18 protein-coding genes and 1 riboswitch are annotated in these 24,139 nt (G+C 75.3%); of the genes, 9 read left to right on the top strand and 9 right to left on the bottom strand.

Annotated elements, in window-relative coordinates; translation table 11 throughout:
* Positions 1-7 precede the first annotated feature (7 nt).
* The 3 genes from GA0070562_RS11875 to GA0070562_RS11865 are packed head-to-tail and all read left to right on the top strand — an operon-like array spanning position 8 to position 5,972.
* Positions 8-4,630, top strand: a complete 4,623-nt coding sequence (locus tag GA0070562_RS11875) for an ATP-dependent helicase (RefSeq protein ID WP_091419808.1) — start codon at positions 8-10, stop codon at positions 4,628-4,630.
* Positions 4,631-4,683: 53 nt separating this feature from the next.
* Positions 4,684-5,187, top strand: a complete 504-nt coding sequence (locus tag GA0070562_RS11870; protein ID WP_175438703.1) for a GNAT family N-acetyltransferase — start codon at positions 4,684-4,686, stop codon at positions 5,185-5,187.
* Positions 5,184-5,972: an SAM hydrolase/SAM-dependent halogenase family protein gene (locus tag GA0070562_RS11865; RefSeq protein ID WP_091419802.1), complete on the top strand. Its 789-nt coding sequence runs from the start codon at positions 5,184-5,186 to the stop codon at positions 5,970-5,972. Before GA0070562_RS11870 ends, GA0070562_RS11865 begins: the two co-directional genes overlap by 4 nt.
* A 127-nt stretch (positions 5,973-6,099) precedes the next feature.
* Here the strand turns inward: GA0070562_RS11865 and GA0070562_RS11860 are convergent, their stop codons facing one another.
* Positions 6,100-7,350, bottom strand: a complete 1,251-nt coding sequence (locus GA0070562_RS11860) for a hypothetical protein (RefSeq protein ID WP_091420242.1) — start codon at positions 7,348-7,350, stop codon at positions 6,100-6,102.
* Positions 7,351-7,459: 109 nt separating this feature from the next.
* Between GA0070562_RS11860 and GA0070562_RS11855 the strand changes: the two genes are divergently transcribed.
* Positions 7,460-8,281 (top strand): DNA-formamidopyrimidine glycosylase family protein, encoded by an 822-nt coding sequence (locus GA0070562_RS11855; protein WP_091419800.1) that lies wholly within the window; start codon positions 7,460-7,462, stop codon positions 8,279-8,281.
* A gap of 130 nt (positions 8,282-8,411) precedes the next feature.
* Positions 8,412-12,047, top strand: coding sequence for a fibronectin type III domain-containing protein (locus tag GA0070562_RS11850; RefSeq protein WP_091419797.1), 3,636 nt, complete (start codon positions 8,412-8,414; stop codon positions 12,045-12,047).
* A 224-nt stretch (positions 12,048-12,271) separates the two neighbouring features.
* Here the strand turns inward: GA0070562_RS11850 and pspM are convergent, their stop codons facing one another.
* The 7 genes from pspM to GA0070562_RS11815 all read right to left on the bottom strand — a co-directional run bounded on the left by pspM (position 12,272) and on the right by GA0070562_RS11815 (position 18,399).
* Complete coding sequence (gene pspM / locus GA0070562_RS11845) at positions 12,272-13,033, bottom strand: phage shock envelope stress response protein PspM (RefSeq protein ID WP_091419795.1); 762 nt, start codon at positions 13,031-13,033, stop codon at positions 12,272-12,274.
* A gap of 16 nt (positions 13,034-13,049) precedes the next feature.
* Positions 13,050-13,901, bottom strand: coding sequence for a PspA/IM30 family protein (locus GA0070562_RS11840; RefSeq protein WP_091419792.1), 852 nt, complete (start codon positions 13,899-13,901; stop codon positions 13,050-13,052).
* Positions 13,902-14,028: 127 nt separating this feature from the next.
* The gene (locus tag GA0070562_RS11835) at positions 14,029-14,469 is read right to left on the bottom strand and encodes a helix-turn-helix domain-containing protein (protein WP_091419790.1); all 441 of its coding nucleotides are present in this window, start codon (positions 14,467-14,469) and stop codon (positions 14,029-14,031) included.
* Positions 14,470-14,677: 208 nt separating this feature from the next.
* The gene (locus tag GA0070562_RS11830) at positions 14,678-15,235 is read right to left on the bottom strand and encodes a CinA family protein (protein WP_091419787.1); all 558 of its coding nucleotides are present in this window, start codon (positions 15,233-15,235) and stop codon (positions 14,678-14,680) included.
* A 59-nt stretch (positions 15,236-15,294) separates the two neighbouring features.
* The gene (gene pgsA / locus GA0070562_RS11825) at positions 15,295-15,876 is read right to left on the bottom strand and encodes a CDP-diacylglycerol--glycerol-3-phosphate 3-phosphatidyltransferase (protein WP_175438702.1); all 582 of its coding nucleotides are present in this window, start codon (positions 15,874-15,876) and stop codon (positions 15,295-15,297) included.
* A gap of 47 nt (positions 15,877-15,923) precedes the next feature.
* Positions 15,924-17,426, bottom strand: coding sequence for a 30S ribosomal protein S12 methylthiotransferase RimO (rimO, locus tag GA0070562_RS11820; protein ID WP_091419781.1), 1,503 nt, complete (start codon positions 17,424-17,426; stop codon positions 15,924-15,926).
* Positions 17,427-17,475: 49 nt separating this feature from the next.
* On the bottom strand, positions 17,476-18,399 hold the full coding sequence (locus GA0070562_RS11815; RefSeq protein WP_175438701.1) for an ornithine cyclodeaminase family protein: 924 nt from the start codon (positions 18,397-18,399) through the stop codon (positions 17,476-17,478).
* A gap of 96 nt (positions 18,400-18,495) precedes the next feature.
* Positions 18,496-18,561, top strand: a riboswitch (guanidine-III (ykkC-III) riboswitch).
* A 59-nt stretch (positions 18,562-18,620) separates the two neighbouring features.
* On the opposite strand from GA0070562_RS11815, the gene GA0070562_RS11810 reads away from it, so the two are divergent.
* Positions 18,621-18,935, top strand: coding sequence for a DMT family transporter (locus GA0070562_RS11810; protein WP_091419776.1), 315 nt, complete (start codon positions 18,621-18,623; stop codon positions 18,933-18,935).
* Positions 18,936-19,019: 84 nt separating this feature from the next.
* Positions 19,020-19,262: a hypothetical protein gene (locus tag GA0070562_RS11805; protein WP_026268018.1), complete on the top strand. Its 243-nt coding sequence runs from the start codon at positions 19,020-19,022 to the stop codon at positions 19,260-19,262.
* A 64-nt stretch (positions 19,263-19,326) separates the two neighbouring features.
* Here GA0070562_RS11805 and GA0070562_RS11800 read toward each other — a convergent pair whose 3' ends face one another.
* Positions 19,327-21,783 carry an FtsK/SpoIIIE family DNA translocase gene (locus GA0070562_RS11800; protein ID WP_091419773.1) on the bottom strand — a complete coding sequence of 819 codons (2,457 nt, stop codon included), beginning with the start codon at positions 21,781-21,783 and terminating at the stop codon, positions 19,327-19,329.
* A gap of 113 nt (positions 21,784-21,896) precedes the next feature.
* On the opposite strand from GA0070562_RS11800, the gene GA0070562_RS11795 reads away from it, so the two are divergent.
* Both GA0070562_RS11795 and GA0070562_RS11790 read left to right on the top strand, forming a co-directional pair.
* Complete coding sequence (locus tag GA0070562_RS11795) at positions 21,897-22,376, top strand: type III secretion system chaperone family protein (protein WP_091419770.1); 480 nt, start codon at positions 21,897-21,899, stop codon at positions 22,374-22,376.
* Positions 22,373-24,097, top strand: coding sequence for a type III secretion system chaperone family protein (locus tag GA0070562_RS11790; protein WP_091419767.1), 1,725 nt, complete (start codon positions 22,373-22,375; stop codon positions 24,095-24,097). Before GA0070562_RS11795 ends, GA0070562_RS11790 begins: the two co-directional genes overlap by 4 nt.
* Positions 24,098-24,139: the final 42 nt, after the last annotated feature.

Here is a 24,139-nt window from a genome sequence, read left to right as displayed (position 1 = left end):
AGACCGTGTGCTGACGGAGTTCGGCGCGGCGACCCGGGAGTGGTTCACCGCGGCGTTCGCCGCGCCCACCCCGGCCCAGGAGGGCGCCTGGCGCTCGGTGGCCGCCGCCCGCAACGCCCTCGTCGTCGCGCCGACCGGCTCCGGCAAGACGCTCGCGGCGTTCCTCTGGTCGCTCGACCGGCTCGCCAAGGAGCCGCCGCCGGCCGATCCCCGGCGTCGCTGCCGGGTGCTCTACGTCAGCCCGCTCAAGGCGCTCGCGGTCGACGTGGAACGCAACCTGCGCGCCCCGCTCACCGGCATCCGCCAGGCCGCCGCCCGGCTCGGCCTGGTGCCGCCGGACGTCACCGTCGGCATGCGCACCGGCGACACCCCGGCCGACGAGCGCCGTGCCTTCGCCCGCACTCCGCCGGACATCCTCATCACCACGCCCGAGTCGCTGTTCCTGCTGCTCACCTCCGCCGCCCGCGACTCGCTGCGCGGCGTCGACACGGTCATCGTGGACGAGGTGCACGCGGTGGCCGGCACCAAGCGCGGCGCCCACCTGGCGCTGTCCCTGGAACGGCTCGACGCGCTGCTGGAGCGGCCCGCGCAACGGATCGGCTTGTCCGCGACCGTCCGGCCGATCGACGTGTGCGCCCGATTCCTCGGCGGCGCGCGCCCGGTCGACATGGTGCAGCCGCCGGCGAACAAGACCATCGAGGTCAGCGTCCAGGTTCCGGTGGAGGACATGACCCGCCTCGACGAGCAGGAGCCGCCGGAGGACGACCTGGGCGGCCTCGCTCCCCGGCGCCCGTCGATCTGGCCGGCGGTCGAGGAGCGCGTGTTCGCGCTGATCCGCGCGCACCGGTCCACGATCGTGTTCACCAACTCCCGGCGCAGCGCCGAACGGCTCTGCGCCCGCCTCAACGAGCTGGCCGCCGAGGAGCTGGAGGCGGCGTCCGCCCCGGAGAGCAGCCGCGTGGCCAGGGGCGGGGAGCCGGTGCGCGTATCCGATCTGCTGCCCGGCGCCGACCGCCCGCCGGCCGGCGACGCGGCCGGGCCGGTGCACGCGCCGCGGCAGCCGGCGGAGGTGATGGCGCAGTCCGGCGCGGCGGCCGGGGCGCCGGCGGTGATCGCGCGGGCGCACCACGGCAGCGTCTCCCGGGAGGAGCGCAAGCAGATCGAGGAGGCGCTCAAGTCCGGCCGGCTGCCCGCCGTGGTCGCCACGTCCAGCCTGGAGCTGGGCATCGACATGGGCGCTGTCGACCTGGTGGTGCAGATCGAGGCGCCGCCGAGCGTGGCGGCCGGGCTGCAACGGGTCGGGCGGGCCGGGCACCAGGTCGGCGCGGTCTCGCGCGGCGTCGTCTTCCCCAAGCACCGGGGCGACCTGCTCTCCTGCACCGTGGTGGCCGAGCGGATGGGCGCCGGGGCGATCGAGGAGCTGCACTACCCGCGCAACCCGCTCGACGTGCTGGCCCAGCAGATCGTCGCGATGGTGGCGCTGGAGCCGTGGCGGCTCGGCGACCTGGCCGTGCTGGTCCGGCGGGCGGCGCCGTTCGCGGAGCTGCCCGACTCGGCGCTGCACGCGGTGCTCGACATGCTCTCCGGGCGCTACCCGTCCACCGCGTTCGCCGAGTTGCGTCCCCGGCTGGTCTGGGACCGCGCCACCGACGTGCTGACCGGCCGGCCCGGCGCGCAGCGGCTCGCCGTGACCAGCGGCGGCACCATTCCCGACCGGGGCCTGTTCGGCGTCTTCCTGGCCGGTGCCGAGCGGGCGGCGCGGGTCGGTGAGCTGGACGAGGAGATGGTCTACGAGTCCCGGGTGGGTGACGTGTTCCTGCTCGGCTCGTCGTCCTGGCGGATCGAGGAGATCACCCCCGACCGGGTGCTCGTCTCCCCCGCGCCCGGCCAGGCGGCCCGGATGCCGTTCTGGAAGGGCGACCAGCTCGGCCGCCCGGTCGAGCTGGGGCGGGCGATCGGCGCCCGGGTCCGGGCGCTGCTGCGGCAGTCCGACGCCGACGCGGTCGCGGCACTGCGCGCGGGCGGGCTGGACGACTGGGCCGCCGGGAACCTGATGAACTACCTGCGCGAGCAGAAGGCGGCCACCCGGTCGCTGCCGGACGACCGGACGGTGGTGGTCGAACGGTTCCGCGACGAGCTGGGCGACTGGCGGCTCGCCGTGCACTCCGTGCTCGGCGCCCGGGTCAACGGGCCGTGGGCGCTGGCGATCGGCCGCCGGCTGGCCGAGCGGTACGGCGTGGACGCCCAGGTCATGCCCTCCGACGACGGCATCGTGGTGCGCCTGCCGGACACCGCCGACACGCCACCCGGCGCCGACGTGGTCGTCTTCGAGCCGGACGAGATCGCCCAGCTCGTCGAGGAGTCGGTGGGCACGTCGGCGCTGTTCGCCTCCCGGTTCCGCGAGTGCGCGGCCCGGTCGCTGCTGCTGCCCCGGCGTGACCCCCGGCGGCGGCAGCCGCTGTGGCAGCAACGCCAGCGCGCCGCGCAGCTGCTCGACGTGGCCCGCGAGTACGCCGACTTCCCGGTCACGTTGGAGGCCGCCCGCGAGTGCCTCCAGGACGTCTTCGATCAGCCCGCCCTCGGCGGGCTGATGCGCGACCTGGCCGCCCGCAAGGTACGCCTGGTGGAGGTGGAGTCCGAGCGCCCGTCGCCGTTCGCGAGGTCGCTGCTGTTCGGGTACGTCGGCGCGTTCCTCTACGAGGGCGACGCCCCCCTGGCCGAGCGGCGGGCCGCCGCGCTGGCGCTCGACTCCGGGTTGCTCGGCGAGTTGCTCGGCCGGGTCGACCTGCGGGAGCTGCTCGACCCGGAGGTGCTCGCCGAGACGGCACGGCAACTGTGCTGGCTCACCGAGCAGCGGCGGCCCCGCGACCCGGAGGACGTGGTCGAGCTGCTGCGCGTGGTCGGTGACCTGAGCAGCGCCGAGCTGGCCGAGCGGGGCGTACCGGAATCCTGGGCCGAGGAGCTGGCGGCGGCCCGGCGGGTGCTGCGGGTCCGCATCGCCGGCGAGGACCGCTGGGTGGTCGTCGAGGACGCCGCCCGGCTGCGCGACGCGCTCGGGGTGGCGCTGCCCGTCGGAGTCGCCGAGGCGTACCTCGCGCCGGTGGCCGATCCGCTCACCGACCTGGTCGCCCGGTACGCCCGCACGCACGGCCCGTTCGCGGCGGCCACCTGCGCGGCCCGGTTCGGGCTCGGCGTGTTCGTGGTGGAGCAGGCCCTGCGGCGGCTCGCCGCGAACGGCCGGGTGGTCTCCGGCGAGTTCGCGCCGGACACGGTGGGCACCCAGTGGTGCGACGCGGAGGTGCTGCGCCTGCTGCGCCGCCGCTCCCTGGCGGCCCTGCGCCGGGAGATCGAGCCGGTGCCGCCGCGCGCGCTCGCCGCGTTCCTGCCCCGCTGGCAGCAGGTCGGCTCGTCGGCCCGGGGCGTCGAGGCGGTCGCCGCCGCCGTCGAGCAGTTGCAGGGCGTGAGCGTGCCGGCGTCCGCGCTGGAACGCCTGGTGCTGCCCGCCCGGGTCGCCGACTACTCCCCCGCCCAGCTCGACGAGCTGTGCGCCGGCGGCGAGGTGGTGTGGGCCGGCGCGGGCGCGATCTCCGGCGGCGACGGGTGGGTGACGCTCGCGTACGCCGACGTCGCGCCGCTGCTGCTCCCACCGCCGGACGAGGCGCTGACGCTGACGCCGCTGCACGAGTCGGTGCTCGACGCGCTCGCCGACGGGCAGGCGCTGTTCTTCCGCTCGCTGTCCGACCGGGTCGGCGCCACCGACGACGCCGCCCTGTCCGGCGCGGTGTGGGATCTGGTCTGGGCCGGTCACCTCACCAACGACACGCTCGCCCCGCTGCGAGCCGCGCTCGGCGCGGGCGGGGCGCACCGGTCCCGGCCGTCGGCGCCGCGCACCCGCTACCGCCGTCCCGGCCGGGTGGCGCTGCCCAGCCGGGGCGGTCCGCCCACCATGGCCGGTCGCTGGTCCCGGCTGCCCGAACGCGACAGCGACCCGACCCGCCGGGCCGCCGCCCTGGCCGACCTGCTGCTGGAACGGCACGGCGTGGTGACCCGGGGCGCGGTCGTCGCCGAGCAGGTCACCGGCGGCTTCGCCGGGGTCTACCCGGTGCTGTCCGCGATGGAGGAACGCGGGGCGGCCCGGCGCGGCTACTTCGTCGAAGGGCTCGGCGCGGCGCAGTTCGCGGTGCCCGGCGCGGTGGACCGCATCCGGGCGCTCGCCGACGACACCCAGGGCCGGGGCGGGCCGACTGTCGTGCTCGCGGCCACCGATCCGGCGAACCCGTACGGCGCGGCGCTGCCCTGGCCGGAACGCGTGGTCGACTCCGGCGACGGCGCGGCACCGGCCACCGGCCACCGGGCCGGGCGCAAGGCGGGCGCGCTGGTCGTGCTCGTCGGCGGTGACCTGGTGCTCTACGTCGAGCGGGGCGGCCGGACGATTCTGTCGTTCACCGACGACACCGACACGCTCGGGGCGGCCGGCAAGGCGCTCGCCGACGCGGTGCACTCCGGTGCGCTCGGCGCGATCTCGGTGGAACGCGCCGACGGCGAGGCCGTGAACGCGTCCCCGCTGCGCGACGCGCTGACCGCCGCCGGTTTCCGCGCCACCCCGCGCGGCCTGCGCCTGCGCGGCTGACCACCCGGCAGTCCCGGTTAGGGTGTGCCGGACACGAGCGGGGAGGAGAGCCGGTGGCCTCGATCCGGGTACGCCAGGCGCGCGACGAGGACCGCGCCGCGCTGACGGCGTTGCACGAGCGGGAGTGGGGCGGGCCGATTGTGGTGGTCCACGACACCCGCTACGACCTGTGTGACCTGCCCGCGCTGGTGGCGGTCGACGACGGCGGCGCGTGCGCCGGGGCGCTGGTGTACCGGGTCGACGGCGACGGGCTGGAAGTGGTGAGCCTGGCCGCGTCGGCACCGGGCAACGGGGCGGGCAGTGCCCTGCTGGCCGCCGCCGAGGAGGTGGCCGTCGCTGCCGGGGCCGACCGGATCTGGCTGGTCACCACCAACGACAACCTGGGCGCGCTGCGCTTCTACCAGCGTCGAGGGCTGCGGATCGTCGCGGTGGACGTGGGCGCGGCGGACCGGGCCCGGGCGGTCAAGCCGACGATTCCGCACGCCGGCACGGACGGGATCCCGCTGCACGACGAACTGCGCCTGGCGCGGCACCTGACCCCGGCGGACCCGCGGTGAACGGCGACCTCCGATGTGTCTCGCTGACCACCGACTACGGGCTCTCCGACGGGTTCGTGGCGGCGTGCCACGGTGTGCTGGCCCGGCTCGCCCCGGCCGTCCGGGTGATCGACGTGACGCACCTGGTCCCGCCCGCCGACGTACGCCGGGGCGCGGCGGTGCTCGCGCAGACAGTGCCGTACCTGCCGTGGGGTGTGCACGTGGCGGTGGTCGACCCGGGTGTCGGCACCTCGCGGCGCGGGATCGCGCTCGCCGCGCCCGGCGGGCTGCTCGTGGGGCCGGACAACGGGCTGCTGCTCCCGGCCGCGGAGGCGCTCGGCGGGGTGACCGCCGCGGCGGAGCTGACCAACACGGACTGGCTCGGCCCGGTCGTGTCCCGCACGTTCCACGGGCGGGACGTGTTCGCGCCGGTGGCCGCCCGGCTGGCAGTGGGCGCACCGCTGGCCGAGGCCGGACCGGCCGTGGACCCGGGCGCGCTGGTCCGGCTGCCGGAACCGGTGGTACGCGCCGAGCCCGGCGGCCTCAGCGCCGAGGTGCTGACCGTCGACCACTTCGGCAACGTCCAGCTCGCCGCACCGGGCGCGCTGCTCGACGGCCTGCCGTCCCGGGTGCTGGTGAACGGCCACGAGGCGGTGCACGGCCGCACGTTCGGCGACGCCGACCCCGGCGCCCTGGTGGTCTACGTCGACTCCGCCGGCCTGGTGGCCGTAGCGGTCAACACCGGCCGAGCCGCCGACACCCTCCAAACGACCCCAGGCGACGTCGTAACAATCGCCCACCCGTGACCCCGCCCTTCCCCCGCGATCTTGTAGTTGATGCCCCGACATAAGGGACGAATGCCCGGGCGAGAGGGCCGAAACTGCAAGATCGCGGAGGAGAGGCGAGGGAGGGAGGGCGGGAGGGGGGCACGGGTCAGCAGCGGGGGACTGTGCCGCCGTAGATCGAGGACAGGTAGGCGTGGCTGACGTAGTTGCCGCCCACCAGGCGGTACCACCTCGTCGTGGTGCGGTACGTGCCGGCGACCTTCTGCCCGGTCACGTAGCACTGCACCGGCACGTGGGCGTACGTGGCGGCCAGGCCCCGGCTCGCGTACGAGGTGCTCGCCCCGGAGCGCAGGTTCAGCGGCCCGGAGCCGACCACGGCCCGCGCCCCGCCGCCGGTCCACAGCAGCGTCACGTCCACCCACGCGTTGTCGGTGAGCCGCAGCCCGTCCCAGAACGTCCCGTCGGCCAGGTCCAGTCCGGCCGGGTTGCGCACGGTACGGCCGAACTGGTCGCGCCCGCCGTTGTAGTTGTCCTGGTAGGCAGCCTGCGCCTCCGGCTTTCCGCGCGGCAGGTCCTTCCAGTTCTCCCGGACCGACGCCGGGTTCCACCAGTCGTCCCGGGTGTTCCACGGGCCGACGTCCCAGACCGGGGCGTACTCGCAGCGGCTGCCGCTCGTGGTGCAGACCTTGACCGTGTAGTCGCCGGTGCCGCGCGGGGACAGGCCGCGCCGGGTGGGCAGCGCCGCGAAGTGGTCCCGGGTACGCACCGTGTGCCCGTTGGCGGTGATGCCGCCGACCAGGCCGATCCGGGTCGCGTACACCCGGTATTTGAGCGCGGCGGCCGGCTGGACCGCGGTGGTGGCGACCCGGTCGGCGGCGAGCGTCAGCCCGGTGACGGTGGCCTGCGACGCGGAGTCGCTGGTGGTCAGCACCACGCGCGCCTGGACCCGGCTGACCGGCTGGTCGAACACCGCCTCGGTGGCGTCGCGCCACTCGGTCCAGCCGCGGGCACGCCAGCCGCGTACCTGGGCCACCGCCGTACCACCGTCGCCGGTGCGGGCGGCGAGCTGTGCGCGTACCCGGGTCGCTGGCCGGTCCAGGGCGCGTGGCGCGGAGAGCAGGATGCCCTCGGCGACCGGTCCGGCGACGGCGGCCGGGCGGGTGCGGGCGGTGGGCCGTGGGTCGGCCAGCCGCAGGCGGCCGGACCGCCAGGCGACGTTGACGTCGTCGCCGCCGGCGACGGCGAGGTCGACCGACCAGCGTTCGGAGCCGGGCGCGGCGGCGCGTGCCGGTGCGGCGGTGGGCGGGGATGCGGCCGACGCGGGCGTGCCGGGCAGTCCGGCGGCCACGGTGAGCAGGGCGGTCAGGGCGACGACGGTACGACGTCGTGGATGAGCCATCAGCATTCTCCTCAGAACCCCCTGATCGTTGCGTTTCCGCAGATCAAGTGGAACCTCAGTACAAATAGCGACACATGCGAATTCTGCTCGGGCGGGGGACAATGGCCGGGTGCCCGAAGGCGACACCGTCTGGAACACCGCGCGCGTCCTGCAACGCGCGCTGGCCGGGGCCCGGCTCACCGGGTCCGACTTCCGCGTGCCGCAGCTCGCCGCCACCGACCTGACCGGCTGGACGGTGCGCGAGTCGGCCAGCCGGGGCAAGCACCTGCTGCTGCGCCTGGCGGCCACCGACGCCGCACCGTGGACGCTGCACTCGCACCTGCGGATGGACGGCGCCTGGCGGGCGTACGCCCCGGGCGAGCGCTGGACCGCGCGGCCGGCGCACCTGATCCGGGTGGTGCTCCGCTCCCCCGCCGCGGTCGCTGTCGGCTACCACCTGCACGAGCTGGCGCTGGTGCCGACCGCCGACGAGGAGTCGCTCGTCGGCCACCTCGGCCCGGACCTGCTCGGCCCGGACTGGGACGCGGACGAGGCGGTCCACCGGCTCGCCGCCGACCCGGACCGCACCATCGGCGAGGCGCTGCTCGACCAGCGCAACCTGGCCGGGGTGGGCAACCTCTACAAGTGCGAGGTGCTGTTCCTGCGCGGCGTGTCGCCGTGGACGCCGGTGGGCGCGGTGCCGGACCTGCCCGGCACAGTCGCGCTGGCCCAGCGGCTGCTCGCGGCGAACCGGGGGCGCTGGACGCAGAGCACGACGGGGGTGCTGCGCCGGGGCGGGACCAGCTACGTCTACGGCCGCCGGGCCCAGCCGTGCCGCCGCTGCGGGACCTCCATCCGCAAGGAGGAACTGGGCGAACGGGTCACCTACTGGTGCCCGGCCTGCCAGCCGGGCGTGGAACTTCCACCAAACGGCCAAGATCGGCCGAGATAGGGACGATTGGGTACTTCCGCCTCACCCCTGTCACGTCGCATGCTGCGGTGGACCGCTCACGGATCGTCAGCAGCGCGCACGCCCGCCACGCCGGGGTGTCGGCCGGCGCGCCCCGACCCCGGGGAGAGCCATGGTGCTGTTCCGCCGCAGCCGGCCCGGACGTCCGGACCGCGCCGCCGTCGTCGCCATCGAGGAAACCGCGCCGGCCGGTTCCGTCGCGCCCGCCGTACCGGCCGCTCGCGGCGGCGACGAGGAACCCGGCGGCCCGGCGCCGGCGAGCCTGGACCCGGCCGCCGTCCCGCGTCTGTTCGGCCCGGTGCCGAACACCGCCGCCAGCCCGCTGCCCACGCTCGACCCGGACGGCCGCCCGGTACCCGGCACCGGCATCCGCAAGTTCGTCGACCCGCTGCCGCTGCCCGGGCAGCCGGCCACCGCCGGGCTCGGCGCCCGCCTGCCCGTCGCCGTCCCGGACACCATCACCTGGCCGGGCTGCGACTACTACGAGATCGGCCTCCAGGAGTACGCGCAGCGCCTGCACCGCGACCTGCCGGCCACCCGGCTGCGCGGCTACCGCCAGCTCAACCTGGGCACCGACGCCTCCGGGCACAACACGGTCAGCCCGCCCGGCCGCCCCTGGCACCTCGGCCCGATGATCGTGGCCCGGCGGGGCCGCCCGGTGCGGATCAAGTTCATCAACCAGCTCCCCACCGGACGGGCCGGCGAGCTGTTCCTGCCGGTGGACGAGACCGTCGACGGCGCCGGGGCCGGGCCGTTCGACGGCCCCGCGCCGTACCCGCAGAACCGGGCCGTGCCGCACCTGTCCGGCGCGCAGACCGGGTGGATCAGCGCCGGCAACCCGTGGCAGTGGGTGACCCCGGCCGGCGAGATCACGCCGTACCCGACGGGCGTGGGTCTGACGCCGGTGCCGGACATGCCGCCGCCCGGCGCGGGCGCCACCACGCTGTACTTCCCGAACGACCAGAGCGGCCGGCTCATGTGGCTGCACGACAACACGCTCGGCCTGTCCCGGCTCACCGTCTACTCCGGGCAGATCGCGCTCTACCTGCTCACCGACCCGGCCGAGGAACGGCTCGTCGACGACGGCGTGCTGCCCGCCGACCAGTTCCCGCTGGTGATCGAGGACAAGACGTTCGTACCCGACGACGCGCAGCTCGCCGCCCAGGACCCCACCTGGGACCGGGACCGCTGGGGCGCCAAGGGCAGCCTCTGGCATCCGCACGTCTACCAGCCGCGGCAGAACCCGTACCGGCTCACCGGGACCAACCCGACCGGACGCTGGGACTACGGGCCGTGGACCCACGACCCGGACGGCGGCGCCAGCCCGTGGGTCGCGCCGGTGCCGAACCCGCACCACGACCCCGACACCGACCCCGACGAGCCGCCACTGGTACCGGGCGTCCCGCACCCGTCGGCCGTGCCAGACGCGTACGGCGACACTCCGCTGGTCAACGGCGTGGCCTACCCGTACCTGGAGGTCGCGCGGCGGGCGTACCGGTTCCGGATCCTCAACGCCTGCGCGGACCGGGCGCTCAACCTCCAGCTCTACCGGGCCGCCTCGGACGCGCCGATGTGGGCGCCCGACGGCAGTCCGGCCGACCCGGACGCCGGTGAGGTGCCCATGGTCGAGGCGGTACGTGCGCCGGGACGGCCCGCGTACTGGCCGGCGGACGGGCGCGACGGCGGGATGCCCGACCCGGCCGCCGCCGGACCCGAGATGATCCAGATCGGCAACGAGGGCGGCCTGCTCCCCGCCCCGGTTGTGCTGACCAACCGGCCGGTGGACTACCGGTACGACAGGCAGGACCCGACAGTGCTCAACGTGGACGGGCACGCGCTGCTGCTCGCCCCCGGCGAACGCGCCGACGTGGTGGTGGACTTCTCCACTGTGGCACCGGGCAGCACACTCATCCTCTACAACGACTGCCCCGCGCCGCTGCCCCGGTTCGACCCGCGCCACGACCACCACACCGGCGCCCCGGACCGCACCGCCGCCGGGGGCCTGCCGCCGACCCGCCCCGGATACGGCCCGAACACCCGCACCCTGCTCCAGATCCGGGTCACCGGCACCCCGGCCGAGCCGTACGACACGCGACGGCTCGCCGACCGGCTACCAGGGGCGTACGCCCGCAGCCAGCCGCCACCGATCGTGCCGCAACCCGCGTACGACGCCGCGATCGGCACCTCCACCCCGCGCCCGACGCTCGTTCCCGCGCGGGCCACCTCGGTCACGTTCACCCCGGCCGGCGCGACCGCCCCGGTCACGTTGCCGCTGGCGGTGAAGTCGGTCGGGCAGGTGTTCGAGGCCCGGCACGGGCGCGCGGTGGGACGGCTCGGCGTCGGCCACCCGGTCGCCGGGCCGCTCGCCCCGGCCACCCTGCCGCTGGGACCGGCCGACCCGGCCACCGAGGTGCTGCACGCCACCGACCCGGCCGTGGCGGTCGGCGCGCCCGGCGACGGCACGCAGCTCTGGCGGATCGTCGGCGACGCCCCGCGTACCCATCCGGTCCACATCGAGGGCTGCGACGTGCAACTGGTCAACCGGGTCGGCTGGGACGGCACGGTCCGCCCGCCGGACCCGGGCGAGCTGGGGTGGAAGGACACCGTCCGGGTCAACCCCCGGGAGGACGTCGTGGTGGCGCTGCGCCCCGTCCCGCCCGCCCTGCCGTTCAAGATCGGCGACAGCGTACGGCTGCTCGACCCGACCCGCCCGGCCGGCGCGCGGCTGGACGCCGGCCCGGTCAGCCCGGTCGACGGCCGCCCCGCGGTCGTGGTCAACCAGCTGGTGAACCTGGGCTGGGAGTACCGCTGGCAGACCCGCTCGGCCGGACTGCGCGACCAGGGCATGAGCCGCCCACTGGTCCTGCGCGTCGCCCCCAAGGCGCCGACCGGGCTCACCGCCACCCCGGCGCCCGGCAGCGCCACCGCGCTACCCGCCATCGCGCTGACCTGGACCGGCAACGGCAGCCGTCCCGTACCCACCAGCCACCGGCTGCAACGCGCCACCGACAGCACCTTCACCACCGGGCTGACCGAGATCACGGTGGCCGCCACCGCCACCCGCTACACCGACGCGACAGTCACCCCCGGCGTCACCTACCACTACCGGATCCGGGCCGAGAACGCGGTGAGCTGCTCGTCCTGGTCCAACGCGGTACCGGCGGCGGTGCACCTGGCCGCGCCGACCCGGCTGACCGCGGTGCTGCCGCCGACCGCGCCGCTGCGCGTGGCGTTGCGCTGGGCCAACCACTCCTTCGCCACCGGAGTGGACGTGCAGCGGGCCACCAACCCGACGTTCACCAGCGGTCCGGGCACCACAGCCATCGCCGTGGGCGAGGCCCACGTGGACCCGGCCGTCGCACCGGACACCACGTACTACTACCGGGTACGCACGACGTACCTGGGTGCCGCCTCCCCCTGGTCGACTGTGGCCACAGTGACCACTCCGGCCCGCCCGGTCGCGCCGACCGGGGTGAGCGTCACCGCGAGCGTGTCCGGGCCGGACACCGCGACCGTGACGGTGAGCTGGTCGGCGCCGACGCCGGCCGGACCGGGTGCCGGGTTCATCGTGCAGCGCGCCACCGACGCCGCCTTCACCCGCGAACCGGCGACGTTCCACGTAACCGGCCGCGGCTTCACCAACACCGGCCTGGCCCGCGGAGCCACCTACCACTACCGGGTACGCGCCACGAACGTCGTAGGCACCTCCCCCTGGACCCCTCCCACCCCGACAACCACCCCCACGTAGCTCCCGCCCCCGCCCCGCCCTCGCGCCCCCTCTGCGTTGATCATGAAGTTAGCGGCAGATTTGGAGATCGACGTCCCCGCCAACTTCATGATCAGCCGAGCCGGGGACGCCCGACCGGGGCGCTCGCCCCCGCGCCCGCCAGATCGGGCGGGACGATCCAGGGCGCCCGGGTCGGTGATCAACGGGGAGAGGCCGGGGGCACAGGCGAGACAGAGGGCGGACTGTCAGGGGGCGCGCAAGGGGGTGCGGAGTTCGGCCAGGGCGGAGGCCACGCCGTGCAGCAGGTCGGTGGCCTCGGTCAGCCGCGCGGCGGCCGGGTGCTCGGTGTTCGGGCGCGCGTCCTCGGCCACGTAACCGGCGGCGGCCACCACCAGCCGCTCGTACGCGGCCACCCCGTCCTCCAGCTGGGTCACCAGCGTGGCGTGCACCTCGTTCAGCGTGCTCTGCGGGGTGAGCTTCGCCGCGCGTTCCACGCCCGCCACCCGGGTCGCCAGCTCACGCAGGGACCGGTCCGCCTCGGCCGCCTCCCGGACCGCCGGCTCGGCGAGCCCGGTGAGCCGCCCGGCCAGCCCGGCCAGGGTGAGCGCGGCCCGGTCCAGCCGGGCCCACGGCTCGGCCGCGGCGGTGCCGCGCAGCGCGAGGCGGGAGCGGACCCGGCGTACCTCGGCCACGACGCCCGGCCCGACGGGCAGCCGCTCGACCGCGGCGACCAGCCGGGCGCGGGAGCGGGCGGCGGCCTCGGCCGGGTCCAGCGCGGGCGGTGGCGGCACGGCGGCCAGTGCGCGGTGGTCGACCCAGCGCCAGGCGGCCACCGCGATCGCGCTGCCCGCGGCGCCGGCCCAGGCCGCGTCCGCCAGGCCCAGCCCGGCGTACGGGGTCAGCACCGCGGCGGCGCCGCCGAGCCCTCCGGCCAGCACGCTCCACCGCCGCGCCGAGTTGTGCAGTCTGCGCAGCCTGCGGAAGTGCCGGGCCCGTTCGTCCGCCATCGTGTCCGCCCCTCCGTCAGCCGGTCGTGGTCTCCCCGGTGCCGCGCTCCCGGCTCATGCTGGCCCGGATCTCGTCGAGCCGGGCCGCGGCGGCCGGGTCGGCCGGCTGCCCCACGGCGGGGGTCTCGGACCGGCTGCCGAGCTGCTCGCCGGCCATGCTCGACCGGATCTGTTCCAGTCTCGCCGATCCGGCCGAGTCGAGCGTGGCCTTCTGGATCTCCAGCATCCGGCCCTCGACCGAGTTGCCGGCCAGCTCGGCCCGGCCCATCGCGGTGGCGTAGCGGCGTTCGATCCGGTCGCGTACCTCGTCCAGCGAGGGGGTGTTGGCGGGCGCGGTGAGCGACGACATCGACTCCAGCGAGCGGGCCACGCTCTCCTGCATCTTGGCCTGCTCCAGCTGGCTGAGCAGCTTGGTGCGCTCGGCCAGCTTCTGCTGGAGGATCATCGAGTTGTTCTCGACCGCCTTGCGGGCCTGCGCGGCCGCGCCGAGCGCCTGGTCGTGCAGTGTCTTGAGGTCTTCCAGCGCCTGCTCGGCGGAGACCAGCTGGGTCGCGAGCATCTGGGCTGTCTGCTCGTAGCGCCCGGCCTCGGTCTCGTCGCCCCGGCCCCGGGCCTGGTCGGCCACGGCCAGCGCCTGCCGCGCGTTGCCCTGGAGCTGCTCGACCTCGGTCATCTGCCGGGACAGCTTCATCTCCAGCTGGCGCTGGTTGCCGATCACCGCCGCCGCCTGCTGGACCAGCGCCTGGTGCTGGCGCTGCGCCTCCTCGACGGCCTGCTGGATCTGCACCTTCGGATCGGCGTGCTCGTCGATCTTCGCTCCGAAGAGCGCCATCAGGTACTTCCAACCCTTGACGAACGGGTTCGCCATCTCCGCCTCGTCCCCTCAGTAGCGTCGCGCCTACATCGTCCCAGCCGGACGCCACTCCGGCACCCGTACGCTCCTGATCAACAGTACGACCCGAACGCCAGCACTGCCCACGGCGCGGTGGCCGGGGTCAGGCGGCGCAGACCACATCCCGCTCGGCGGGGCGTACGCGGGTGCTGCGCAGCGTGGCCTTGAGCGGCGAGTCCTGCCGGACCTGGACGGCGACCCCGCCGTCGGAGGTGACCTGCCGGACACCCCTGTTCGTCGCCTTGCGGACGGCGGCCGGAGCCACCGAGGCCGGCTCGTCGGCCACCGGCACCAGCACGCCGGGCATCTGCTCGGCCAGGGCGACCGTGTCGCTCACCTCGCGCAGCAGCTCGGACAGGCGGGCGCCGAGCGCGTCGCAGATCGCGGCCAGCAACTCGCTGGAGGGCTCCTTCTGGCCGCGTTCGATCTCAGAGAGGTAGCCGAGGCTGACGTTGGCCGCGGAGGAGACCTCGCGGAGGGTGCGGTGCTGCCCCTGCCTGCGTGCCCGCAGCGCGTCACCGATCACCCGGCGTAGCAGGACCATCGCACCTCCCCCTGAACGGGACCACCATCCCCGGCCGTTCGCGTCGCGCCGGACGCGGCGGACCGCTCCGGCGCCGACGGCGACCGCCGGAGCCTTCCCGCAACCGTACCCGTTGGTCGCCACGACGACATCCCACCCCGCCTCCCCAATCCGGGCGGATCGGCCGGTCCGGCGGTCCCGCCGCCGGGCGTGCCGGCGTGACGCCGGCTCACCGGTGGCCGGCCCCGGCCGGATCGGGCGCGCCGGCGTCCTGGGGCAACTGGATGCGGTCGGCGAGCAGGCGCAGCGCCTCGATCACCGCGGCCGAACGGATGTGGTCGCGACCGCCGTCGAGGTCGAGCCGGCGCACCTGCGTGCCGTCCGGCCCGGCGACCGCCACGTAGACCAGGCCGACCGGCTTGTCGTCCTGCGGCTCCGGCCCGGCCACACCGGTGGTGGCCAGGCCCCAGTCGGCGCCGCACCGCTGCCGTCCGCCCTCGGCCAGCGCGGCCGCCACGTCCGGGTCGACCGGGCCGCGGTCGGCCAGCAGGTCCTCCGGTACGCCGGCGAGCGTCGCCTTGAGTTCGGTGGCGTAGACCACCATGCCGCCCCGGTAGATCGAGCTGACCCCGGCGATCTCCACGACCGCGGCGGCGAGCAGGCCGCCGGTCAGCGACTCGACGGTGGCCAGCGTCTCGCCGCACTCGTGCAGCCGGTGCACCACGGCGGCCGCCGGGCTGCCGGCGGGCCGGTGGTCTCTCGCGTCGGTGTCCATGCCCGCCCCCATTTCCCGCACCACGCCGGCTTACTCGTCCGCCGCCCGGATCGACGGACCCGCCGACCGGCTCAACGGGCCGGGCGGCGCAGCCGCAACGCCTGGGCGATGTAGTCGAACCCGGTGACCACGGTGACCACCACGGCCGCGCCCATGATCCACGGCCCGACCGGGGCGAGCGCCTCCGGCATCGGCCAGAGGTACCAGGTGATGGCCAGGATCTGCAGCGCGGTCTTGACCTTGCCGCCCCGGCTGGCCGCGATCACGCCGTGCCGGATCACCCAGAAGCGCAGCGCGGTGATGCCCAGCTCGCGGGCCAGGATGACCACCGTCACCCACCAGGGCAGCCGGTCGTAGACGGAGAGCAGCACCAGGGCGGCGCCGGTGAGCGCCTTGTCTGCGATCGGGTCGGCGACCTTGCCCAGCGAGGTGACCAGTTCGTACCGGCGGGCGATCCAGCCGTCGACCAGGTCGGTCGCGGAAGCCACCGCGAAGATCAGGCAGGCCGCCATCTGCCAGCCCGCGTGGCTCATGCCGGAGGCGATCACGGTGGCCGCGAAGACCGGCACCAGCATCAGGCGCGCGCCGGTGAGCAGGTTCGCCGCGTTGAGCAGCGGTACGGGGGCAGCCGCCGTCGACTCCGCTCCCGTCATGTCCCGCATCGCCCCACGTGGCTTCCCCGCTCCGTCCGGGCCCGCCGTCACCGTACCGCGCCGGGCGCCGCCGAGATCATCTCATCCGGTACGGCGATCAGGTCCACACCCTCGGTCGCGGTGACCGTGGCCCGGACCAGGTCGCCGGGGCGCAGCGCGGCCAGGTCCACGCCGCCGCCGACGGGCGCGACGAGCGTGGTCGAGCCGTCGACCTCGGGCGCCTGGTGGGCGGCCCGCCCCTCCACCACGCCGTCGGCGGTCGAGTCCACGAGCACCTCCACCGTCGCGCCGAGGCGTTCCTCGGCGCGCTGCGAGCAGAGTTCGTCGGCGAGCGCGCTGAGCTTGTCGTACCGCCGCTTGACCGTGGCGGCGGAGACCTTGCCGGTCAGTCCGGCGGCCTCGGTGCCGTCCTCGTCGCTGTAGTCGAACATGCCGATCGCGTCCAGCCGGGCCTCGGTGAGGAACCGGACCAGCTCGGCCACGTCCTGCTTCGTCTCGCCGGGGAAGCCGACGATGAAGTTGCTGCGCGCGCCCGCGTCCGGCGCCAGCGCGCGGGCGGACGCCAGCAGCTCCAGGAACCGGTCGGTGGAGCCGAAGCGCCGCATCCGGCGCAGCACCGGTTCGCTGGAGTGCTGGAACGACAGGTCGAAGTACGCGGCCACGCCCGGCGTGGTGGCGATCACCTCGACCAGGCCGGGCCGGGTCTCGGCGGGCTGGAGGTAGCTGGCGCGTACCCGCACGATCCCGTCGATCGCGGCGAGCTGCGGCAGCAGCTTCTCCAGCGCGCGGGGGTCGCCCAGGTCCTTGCCGTACGAGGTGGAGTTCTCGCTGACCAGCACCAGCTCCCGTACGCCGGTCTTGGCCAGCCACTCGGCCTCGGCGAGCAGCTCGTCCGGGGTACGCGAGACGAACGCGCCGCGGAACGCCGGGATGGCGCAGAACGCGCACCGCCGGTCGCAGCCGCTGGCGAGCTTCAGCGAGGCCACCGGGCCGGTGTCGAGCCGGTGCCGCAGCACCTGCCGCAGGTGGGCCGGGGTGTGCGCGTCGGTCTCCGGTGCGACCCGGGCCGGGGTGCCGTGCCCGGGCAGCGACACCGCCGCGTCGCGGCGCTTCACCGGCGTCAGCGGCAGCAGCTCCCGCCGGTCGCGGGGGGTGTGCGCGCCGATCGCCTCGCCGGCCAGCACCGAGTCGAGCCGGGCGGCGATGTCCGGATAGTCGTCGAAGCTGAGCACCGCCTGCGCCTCGGGGAGACTGTCGGCCAGCTCACGGCCGTACCGCTCGGCCATGCACCCGGCGGCGACGACCTTGGCGCCGGTGTCGGCGGCGGCCAGCAGCGTCTGGATCGAGTCCTGCTTGGCCTTCTCCACGAATCCGCAGGTGTTCACCACCACCACGTCGGCGCCCTCGCCGTCGGTGGTGACCTGCCATCCGTCGGCGTGCAGCCGGGCGGCCAGCTCCTCCGAGTCGACCTCGTTGCGGGCGCAGCCGAGGGTCAGCAGGGCGACGCGGCGCCCGTCGGATCGCGGGGTGGAGGAGGAGGCAGACACCATCCGAGGGTACCGGGCCGGTTCCGGACCGCCGCGCACCCGTCCGGCCGGTTCAGCGGGCGGACACGGCCACCCGGGCCAGCCGGTCGAGGAGGAACACCTCCGTGCCGGCCAGGCCGGTGGAGCAGAAGACCGAGATCTGGTCCGCGGTGGTCCGGCCGGGAGCCTCGCCGGCCAGCACCGCGCCCAGGTCGCGCAACCGCCCGGCGTACGGCTCGACGGCGGCGAGCATCGGCGGGACGTACGCGGCGGCCTGCCCGGGTGAGTCGGTGACCAGCAGGTCGGCGGCGTCGAGCAGGTCGGTGCCGAACTCGTGCCGGTCGGCCTGCTTGAAGCCGACCGTGTTGACGTGGGTGCCGGGTGCCAGGTCGGCGGCGTCGAGCACCGGGACGGTGCTGGTGGTGGCGAGCACCACGACGTCGCGGTCGCGTACCGCGGCGGCGGCCGAGCCGACGGCGCGGGCGGGCACGCCCAGCTCGGCGCGGACCCGCGCGGCGAACGCCTCCCGACGGGCCGCCGAGCGGCTGTACACCGTGACCTCGCGCAGCGGCCGGACCGCCGCCGCGGCCCAGACCTGCGTCCACGCCTGCCGGCCGGACCCCACCACGCCGACCGTGGCGGCGTCCGCGCGGGCCAGGGCGTCCACCGCCACGCCACCGAGTCCTCCGGTACGCCGGGAGCCGAGTTCCTCGCCGACGGCGATGGCGCGTACCGCGCCGGTGGTCGCGTCGTGCAGCACGACGAGCTGGCCGCTCTCCGGGTGGCCGAACGTGTCGTACGAGCGGAAGCCGTACCACTGCCCGGTGAGGTGACCGGCGGTGAGCACCATCCGGCCCCCGCCCAGCGGCGCGGACGCCCGGGGCGGGGCGATGAGCCGCCCGGCGTACGCGGCCAGCAGCGCGTCCCGCATGGCCGCGACGGTGAGCGGGGCGTCCACGGCGGCCGCGACGTCGTCGTCGGAGAAGAGCAGGGTCATGGCACCCATCCTGCAACTTGAAGTTGACGTCAACTCCACCCATGGTGGCCTTTCTCACCACGCCTCCGGTCCGGCCCGCCCGGTGCTACCGTCGGCCACGACGGCCCGCGGGCCGTCCCGGACGAGCGGTGGGCGTACCCGGTCAGGCCAAGACGCCCCGCGTGACCCGACCGTCGCCCGGCCCGCTCCCGCGCCGGGCCCGCCCGTCAGAGGTGAAACTCATGGCCTGGATCGTGCTGGTGATCTCCGGACTCCTGGAGACCGCGTGGGCGATCGCGCTGGACCGCAGCGCCGGCTTCACCCGTCCACTCCCCTCCGCCGTCTTCGCCGTCACGCTGGTGGCCAGCATGGCCGGCCTGGCGTACGCGCTGCGCGACATCCCCGTCGGCACCGGCTACGCGGTGTGGGTCGGCATCGGCGCGGTCGGCACCGCGCTGGTCGGGATGCTCGCGCTCGGCGAACCGGTCAACCTGCCGCGCGTGGCCTGCCTGCTGCTGGTGGTGGCCGGCGTGATCGGGCTCAAGCTCTTCGCCTGATCGCGCGCATCCGGTTTGGACGATGCGCCGCCCGGGGTACCCGGTCTCCCGTTGACCGACAGAGCGATCATCACGGAGGACCCCATGGCCGACATCCACGCCAGCGCCCGTCCGCGCAGCAACGCCGCCCGGATCTGCACGATCATCGCGTTCGTCTTCGCGGCCCTCGCGATCTTCCTGTCCCCGCTGATCTTCGGCGTCCTCGGCCTGATCCTCGGCATCGTCGGCGCCGTCCTCGGTGACAAGCCGCTGGGCTGGTACGCCGCCGCCGCGAGCGTGGTCGGCGCGATCATCGGCGCCGTGCTCGTCGCCGCCCTGCTCAACTGACCCGCAACCGCCGACGGCGGCTCCCACCGCATGGTGAGGGCCGCCGTCGTCCGTTGCAGGGCCCTCAGTCCTCGCCGCCGCGCAGGCCGGCCAGGACCTCCTCCAGCTCGTCCGGCTTGACCAGCACGTCGCGGGCCTTGGAGCCCTCGGACGGGCCCACCACGCCCCGGGTCTCCATCAGATCCATCAGCCGGCCCGCCTTGGCGAAGCCGACCCGCAGCTTGCGCTGCAGCATCGAGGTCGACCCGAACTGCGAGGTGACCACCAGCTCGACCGCCTGCACGAGCAGGTCCAAATCGTCGCCGATGTCCTCGTCGATCTTCTTCTTGTTGTCCTGCGCCGGGGCGAGCACGTCCGGGCGGAACTCCGGCTCGCGCTGGTCCTTGCAGAACTTGACCACGTCGGCGATCTCGCGCTCGGTGACCCAGGCGCCCTGGATGCGCTGCGGCTTCGACGCGCCCATCGGCAGGAACAGGCCGTCGCCGCGGCCGAGCAGCTTCTCCGCGCCGGGCTGGTCCAGGATGACCCGGGAGTCGGCGAGCGAAGAGGTGGCGAACGCGAGCCGGGACGGCACGTTCGCCTTGATCAGGCCGGTGACCACGTCGACCGAGGGCCGCTGGGTCGCCAGCACCAGGTGGATGCCGGCGGCCCGGGCGAGCTGGGTGATCCGGACGATCGAGTCCTCCACGTCGCGCGGCGCGACCATCATCAGGTCGGCCAGCTCGTCCACGATCACCAGCAGGTACGGGTACGGCCGCATCTCCCGCTCGCTGCCCGGCGGCGCCTTGATCTCGCCGTTGCGCACCTTGCGGTTGAAGTCGTCGATGTGCCGGACCCCGTTGGCGGCGAGGTCGTCGTAGCGCATGTCCATCTCGCGGACGACCCACTCCAGCGAGTCGGCCGCCTTCTTCGGGTTGGTCACGATCGGCGTGACCAGGTGCGGGATGCCCTCGTAGCCGGTCATCTCGACGCGCTTCGGGTCGATCAGCAGCAGCCGCACCTCGTCCGGCGTGGCCCGGGTCAGGACGGACACCAGCAGCGAGTTGAGGCAGGACGACTTGCCCGCGCCGGTCGCGCCCGCGATCAGGATGTGCGGCATCTTCGCGAGGTTGGCCACCACGTAGCCGCCCTCGATGTCCTTGCCGAGCGCCACCACCATCGGGTGGTGGTCGCTGGTCGCCTCACGGGAACGCAGCACGTCGCCGAGCGACACGTTCTCCGGGTCGGTGTTCGGGATCTCCACGCCGACCGCGCTCTTGCCCGGGATCGGACTGAGGATGCGGACGTCCGGCGACTTCACCGCGTACGCGATGTTCCGGGACAGCTGGGTGATCCGCTCGACCTTGACGCCCGGGCCCAGCTCCACCTCGTACCGGGTGACTGTCGGGCCGCGGGTGAAGCCGGTGACGGCGGCGTCCACGTCGAACTGCTCGAAGACGCCGGTCAGCGCGGCGATCACCTCGTCGTTGGCCTTGCTCCGGCTCTTCGGCTTGGCGCCGCTGCCGAGCAGGTTCGCCGGCGGCAGCGTGTAGTCGCCGGCCAGCCCGGTGAGCGCGAGCTGCTCGGCGCGGGTGGGCAGCGGCGAGTGCTCCGGCGGCTCGACCGGCTTGCGATTCGCCGGCACCTTCGGCGGCTTGCGCGGCAGCACGAGCGTTTCCTGGAGGTCGACGCCGGCCAGCTCGTCGTCCGGGTCCAGCGGCTCCAGCGGCGGCGGCATCCGCTTCGCCGGGCGCCTACGGGCCGGTTTCGCCGGTGCCTCGTCCTCGGCGAACTCCTCGTCGGCGTCCGGCCCGGCCGGGTCGGCGCGCAGGCCGAGCCGCTCAGGGATCTTGTTGATCGGCGTCGCGGTGACCACGAGCAGGCCGAACACCAGCAGCAGGAGCAGCAGCGGCATGGCCACCCAGGCGGTCACCGCCGACTTCAGCAGGTCACCCACGCCCGCGCCGATCAGGCCGCCGGCGAAGTCACGCTGGACCTCGTCGACCGGGTTCTGCCCGATGTGCAGCATCGCGGCGGTCGCCAGCATCATCGAGCCCCAGCCGACCAGGCCGCGACCGCGGTGCTCGGGGTCGGCCGGGCTCCGCATCAGCCGCCACGCGCCGACCATGAACAGCACCGGAAGGATTATCGAGATGGCGCCGATGAACAGCCGTACGGTGTCGGCCAGGTGCCGGCCCACCGGCCCGGCGCCGCCGCCCCAGATGCCCACCGCGCTGAGGATGGCCAGGCCGAACAGGAGCAGCCCGCCACCGTCGCGGCGGTGCTCCGGATCCAGTTCCCGGGTGGACGCGGCCTGCCGCCCGGCCGCCCGGAACGCCCAGCCCACCGAGTGGGCCAGTCCCATCCAGACGGCGCCCACGGCCCGGCCGACGAACGCGGCCGGTCCCGGCCCGGGAGCCGGGCGCCGCCGCGCCGTTTTCCGCGCCGCCGTCTTCTTCGCCGGTTGCCGGGCGCGGTTGTTCGTGGTGCCACGCGGCGACGCGCCGCGCCGCCGGCTCGCCTGAGAGGTACGGCCCGCCATAGAGTCACGGTAACGGCGGCACCCGGTGGATCGCCGCTTTTCCGGGTCGTGTCCGCGCGTCGCAGCACGGGTCGGACCGTCGTTTGTGTTATTCGCCTCAGAAGGGATGCCCGATGGCGTCGCCGGAGATCGAGGACGGTCCGGACGGTCCGCTGGCCGGACACCCGCAGGAACTGCGCCCGCTGACCGGCGAGCTGATCGCCGCCGTGCTCGGCCACCGGGGGTACGCGGTCGTCGAGGAACCCGACGGCGCGTTGGTGGGCCGCTGGGAGCGGAACCTCATCTGGTTCCACCGCCGCGGTGCGGCCGGCGAGCTGCTCCAGGTACGCACAGTCGTCGCGCACCACTTCGGCATCGAGCGCGTGACCGAGCTGCACGCCTTCTGCAACGCGTGGAACCACGACCGGCTCTGGCCGAAGGCGTACGTGCACGTCGCCGACGACGGGGCGGCCCAGGTGTGCGGCGAGGTCACCACCGACCTGGAACGCGGAGTGACGCCGCACCAGCTCGACCGGCTCGTCGACTGTGGCGTGACCACCGGGTGCCAGCTCGCCGACGCCGTCGACGAGCTGGCCGGCGGGACGCTCCGGTGACCACGGCCCGCGACCGGGGGCTGGCCGCCGCGCTCGCCGACGCCCGGGACCGGCCCGACGGCGCGGAGCGCTGCGCCGAGCTGGAGCGGATCGCGTCCCGGGCGGACGCCACCGGCGACCCGCGTACCGCCCTGTCGGCGCGGTTCGCGCTCGTCGAGGCGTACCTGCACCGGGGCGAGCGGTGGCGTGCGGTGGAACCGGTCCGGCGGATGCGGGCCACGCTGGCCCGGCACCCCGGCCTGCTGGACGCCCGCCCGGACGAGCTGACCCGGTTGCGCCGGCACCAGCGGCAGGCGGTGGAGGCGTCGTTCGGCACGCCCCGGGTGGGCCTGGACCAGGCGCGGTCCCTGTTGGACGCGCTCGCCGCGGAGCTGGGCGAGGACGCGGCGCCGGTGGCGGAGCTGCGCTGCCGGCTCGCCGACCATCTCGGCGACGAGCCGGCCGCCCGGCGCGCGTACGAGCGCTGGTCGGCGGCGGACGCCACGGACCCGGTGGGTGGCTGCGCGGGGTGCGCCCCGGCACGGCGGGCCGACCTGCTGGCCGGCTGGGGCGAGCCGGACGCGGCAGTGGCGGCGCTGGCGCCGGCGCTGGCCGGCTGGGTCGAGCCGCAGGCGGCGACTGCCGGCAGTGGCAGGTCGCGGGCCGGAAGAGGCGGCTCACGGGTGGCGCGGACCGAGCGGGGCGAGCCGCCTGCCGGACCGGCCGGCGGGGACGAGCCGCAGGTGGCGCCGAGCGGGGCGGGCTGCACGGAACAGCCGGAACGGGCGCTCGCCGTGGGGCTGCTGCCGTGGCTGCGTACCGGCGCGGTGACGCGGGCGGCCCGGGCGCACGTGCGCGCGTACCGCCGGCACCGCGGCGAGCGGACCGCTTTCCCGCTGCTCGCCGCGCACCTGCGCTTCTGCGCGCTGGGCGGCTACCTGCACCGCGGGCTGGAGATCCTGACCGAGCAACTGCCCGAGCTGGACCGCCCGGCCGACGACCTGTCGGCGATGGAGTTCGCCGCGGCGGGCGCGCTGCTGTGCGGCCTGGCCACCGAGGCCGGGCTGGGCGGGCGGCGGATCCACCGCCCCGGGCACGGTTCCCGACCCGCAGCCGAGGTGGACGTGGCGACGCTGGGTACGCAGTTGCAGGCACTGGCGACAGCGCTCGCCGGCAGCTTCGACGCCCGCAACGGCACCGGGCACCAGTCCGGCCGGATCGCGTCGTGGCTGGCCGAGCGGCCGCTCGCCGCGCCGGTGTCACTGGCTGCCGAGAGCGAGTTCGACGAGGAGCCGGAAACTGATCCGGCCGAGCCCGGGCCGCCCGGACCGGAGGAACCGGCACCGCTGGACGCGGCGCTGCTCGCCGCCGCGCTCGACGCCCGGGGCGAGCCGTACACGGTGGAGCCGGACGGCACGCTCGCCGGGCGGTGGGGCGAGGCCACGATCCAGTTCCGCCTGCTCGGCCGCCTGGGCGACGTGCTGCACGCCCGGGTGGTGGCGCAGCGGCGGCTGCCGGCCGGGCGGCGCGCCGAGGCGTACGCGTTCTGCAACGCCTGGAACCACGACCGGCTGCTGCCCGCCGCGTACGTGCACGAGCCCGGCGACGGGACGCTGGTGCTGGCCGCGGGCGTCTCCACCGACCTGTCGTGCGGGGTGGCCCCGGCGCAGCTCGCGGTGCTGGTGGCCGCCGCGGTCCGCACCGGTACCGCGTACGCCGAAGCGGTCGCCGCGCTGCCCTGAGCCGGTGCGCCGGTGCACCGGCGCACCGGCGCACCGGCGCAC

This window comes from Micromonospora tulbaghiae (genome assembly GCF_900091605.1).
GTDB classification, from domain to species: domain Bacteria; phylum Actinomycetota; class Actinomycetes; order Mycobacteriales; family Micromonosporaceae; genus Micromonospora; species Micromonospora tulbaghiae.
The sequence above is the reverse complement of the archived record's forward strand: the minus strand, read 5'-3'. Positions and strand labels throughout refer to the sequence as shown.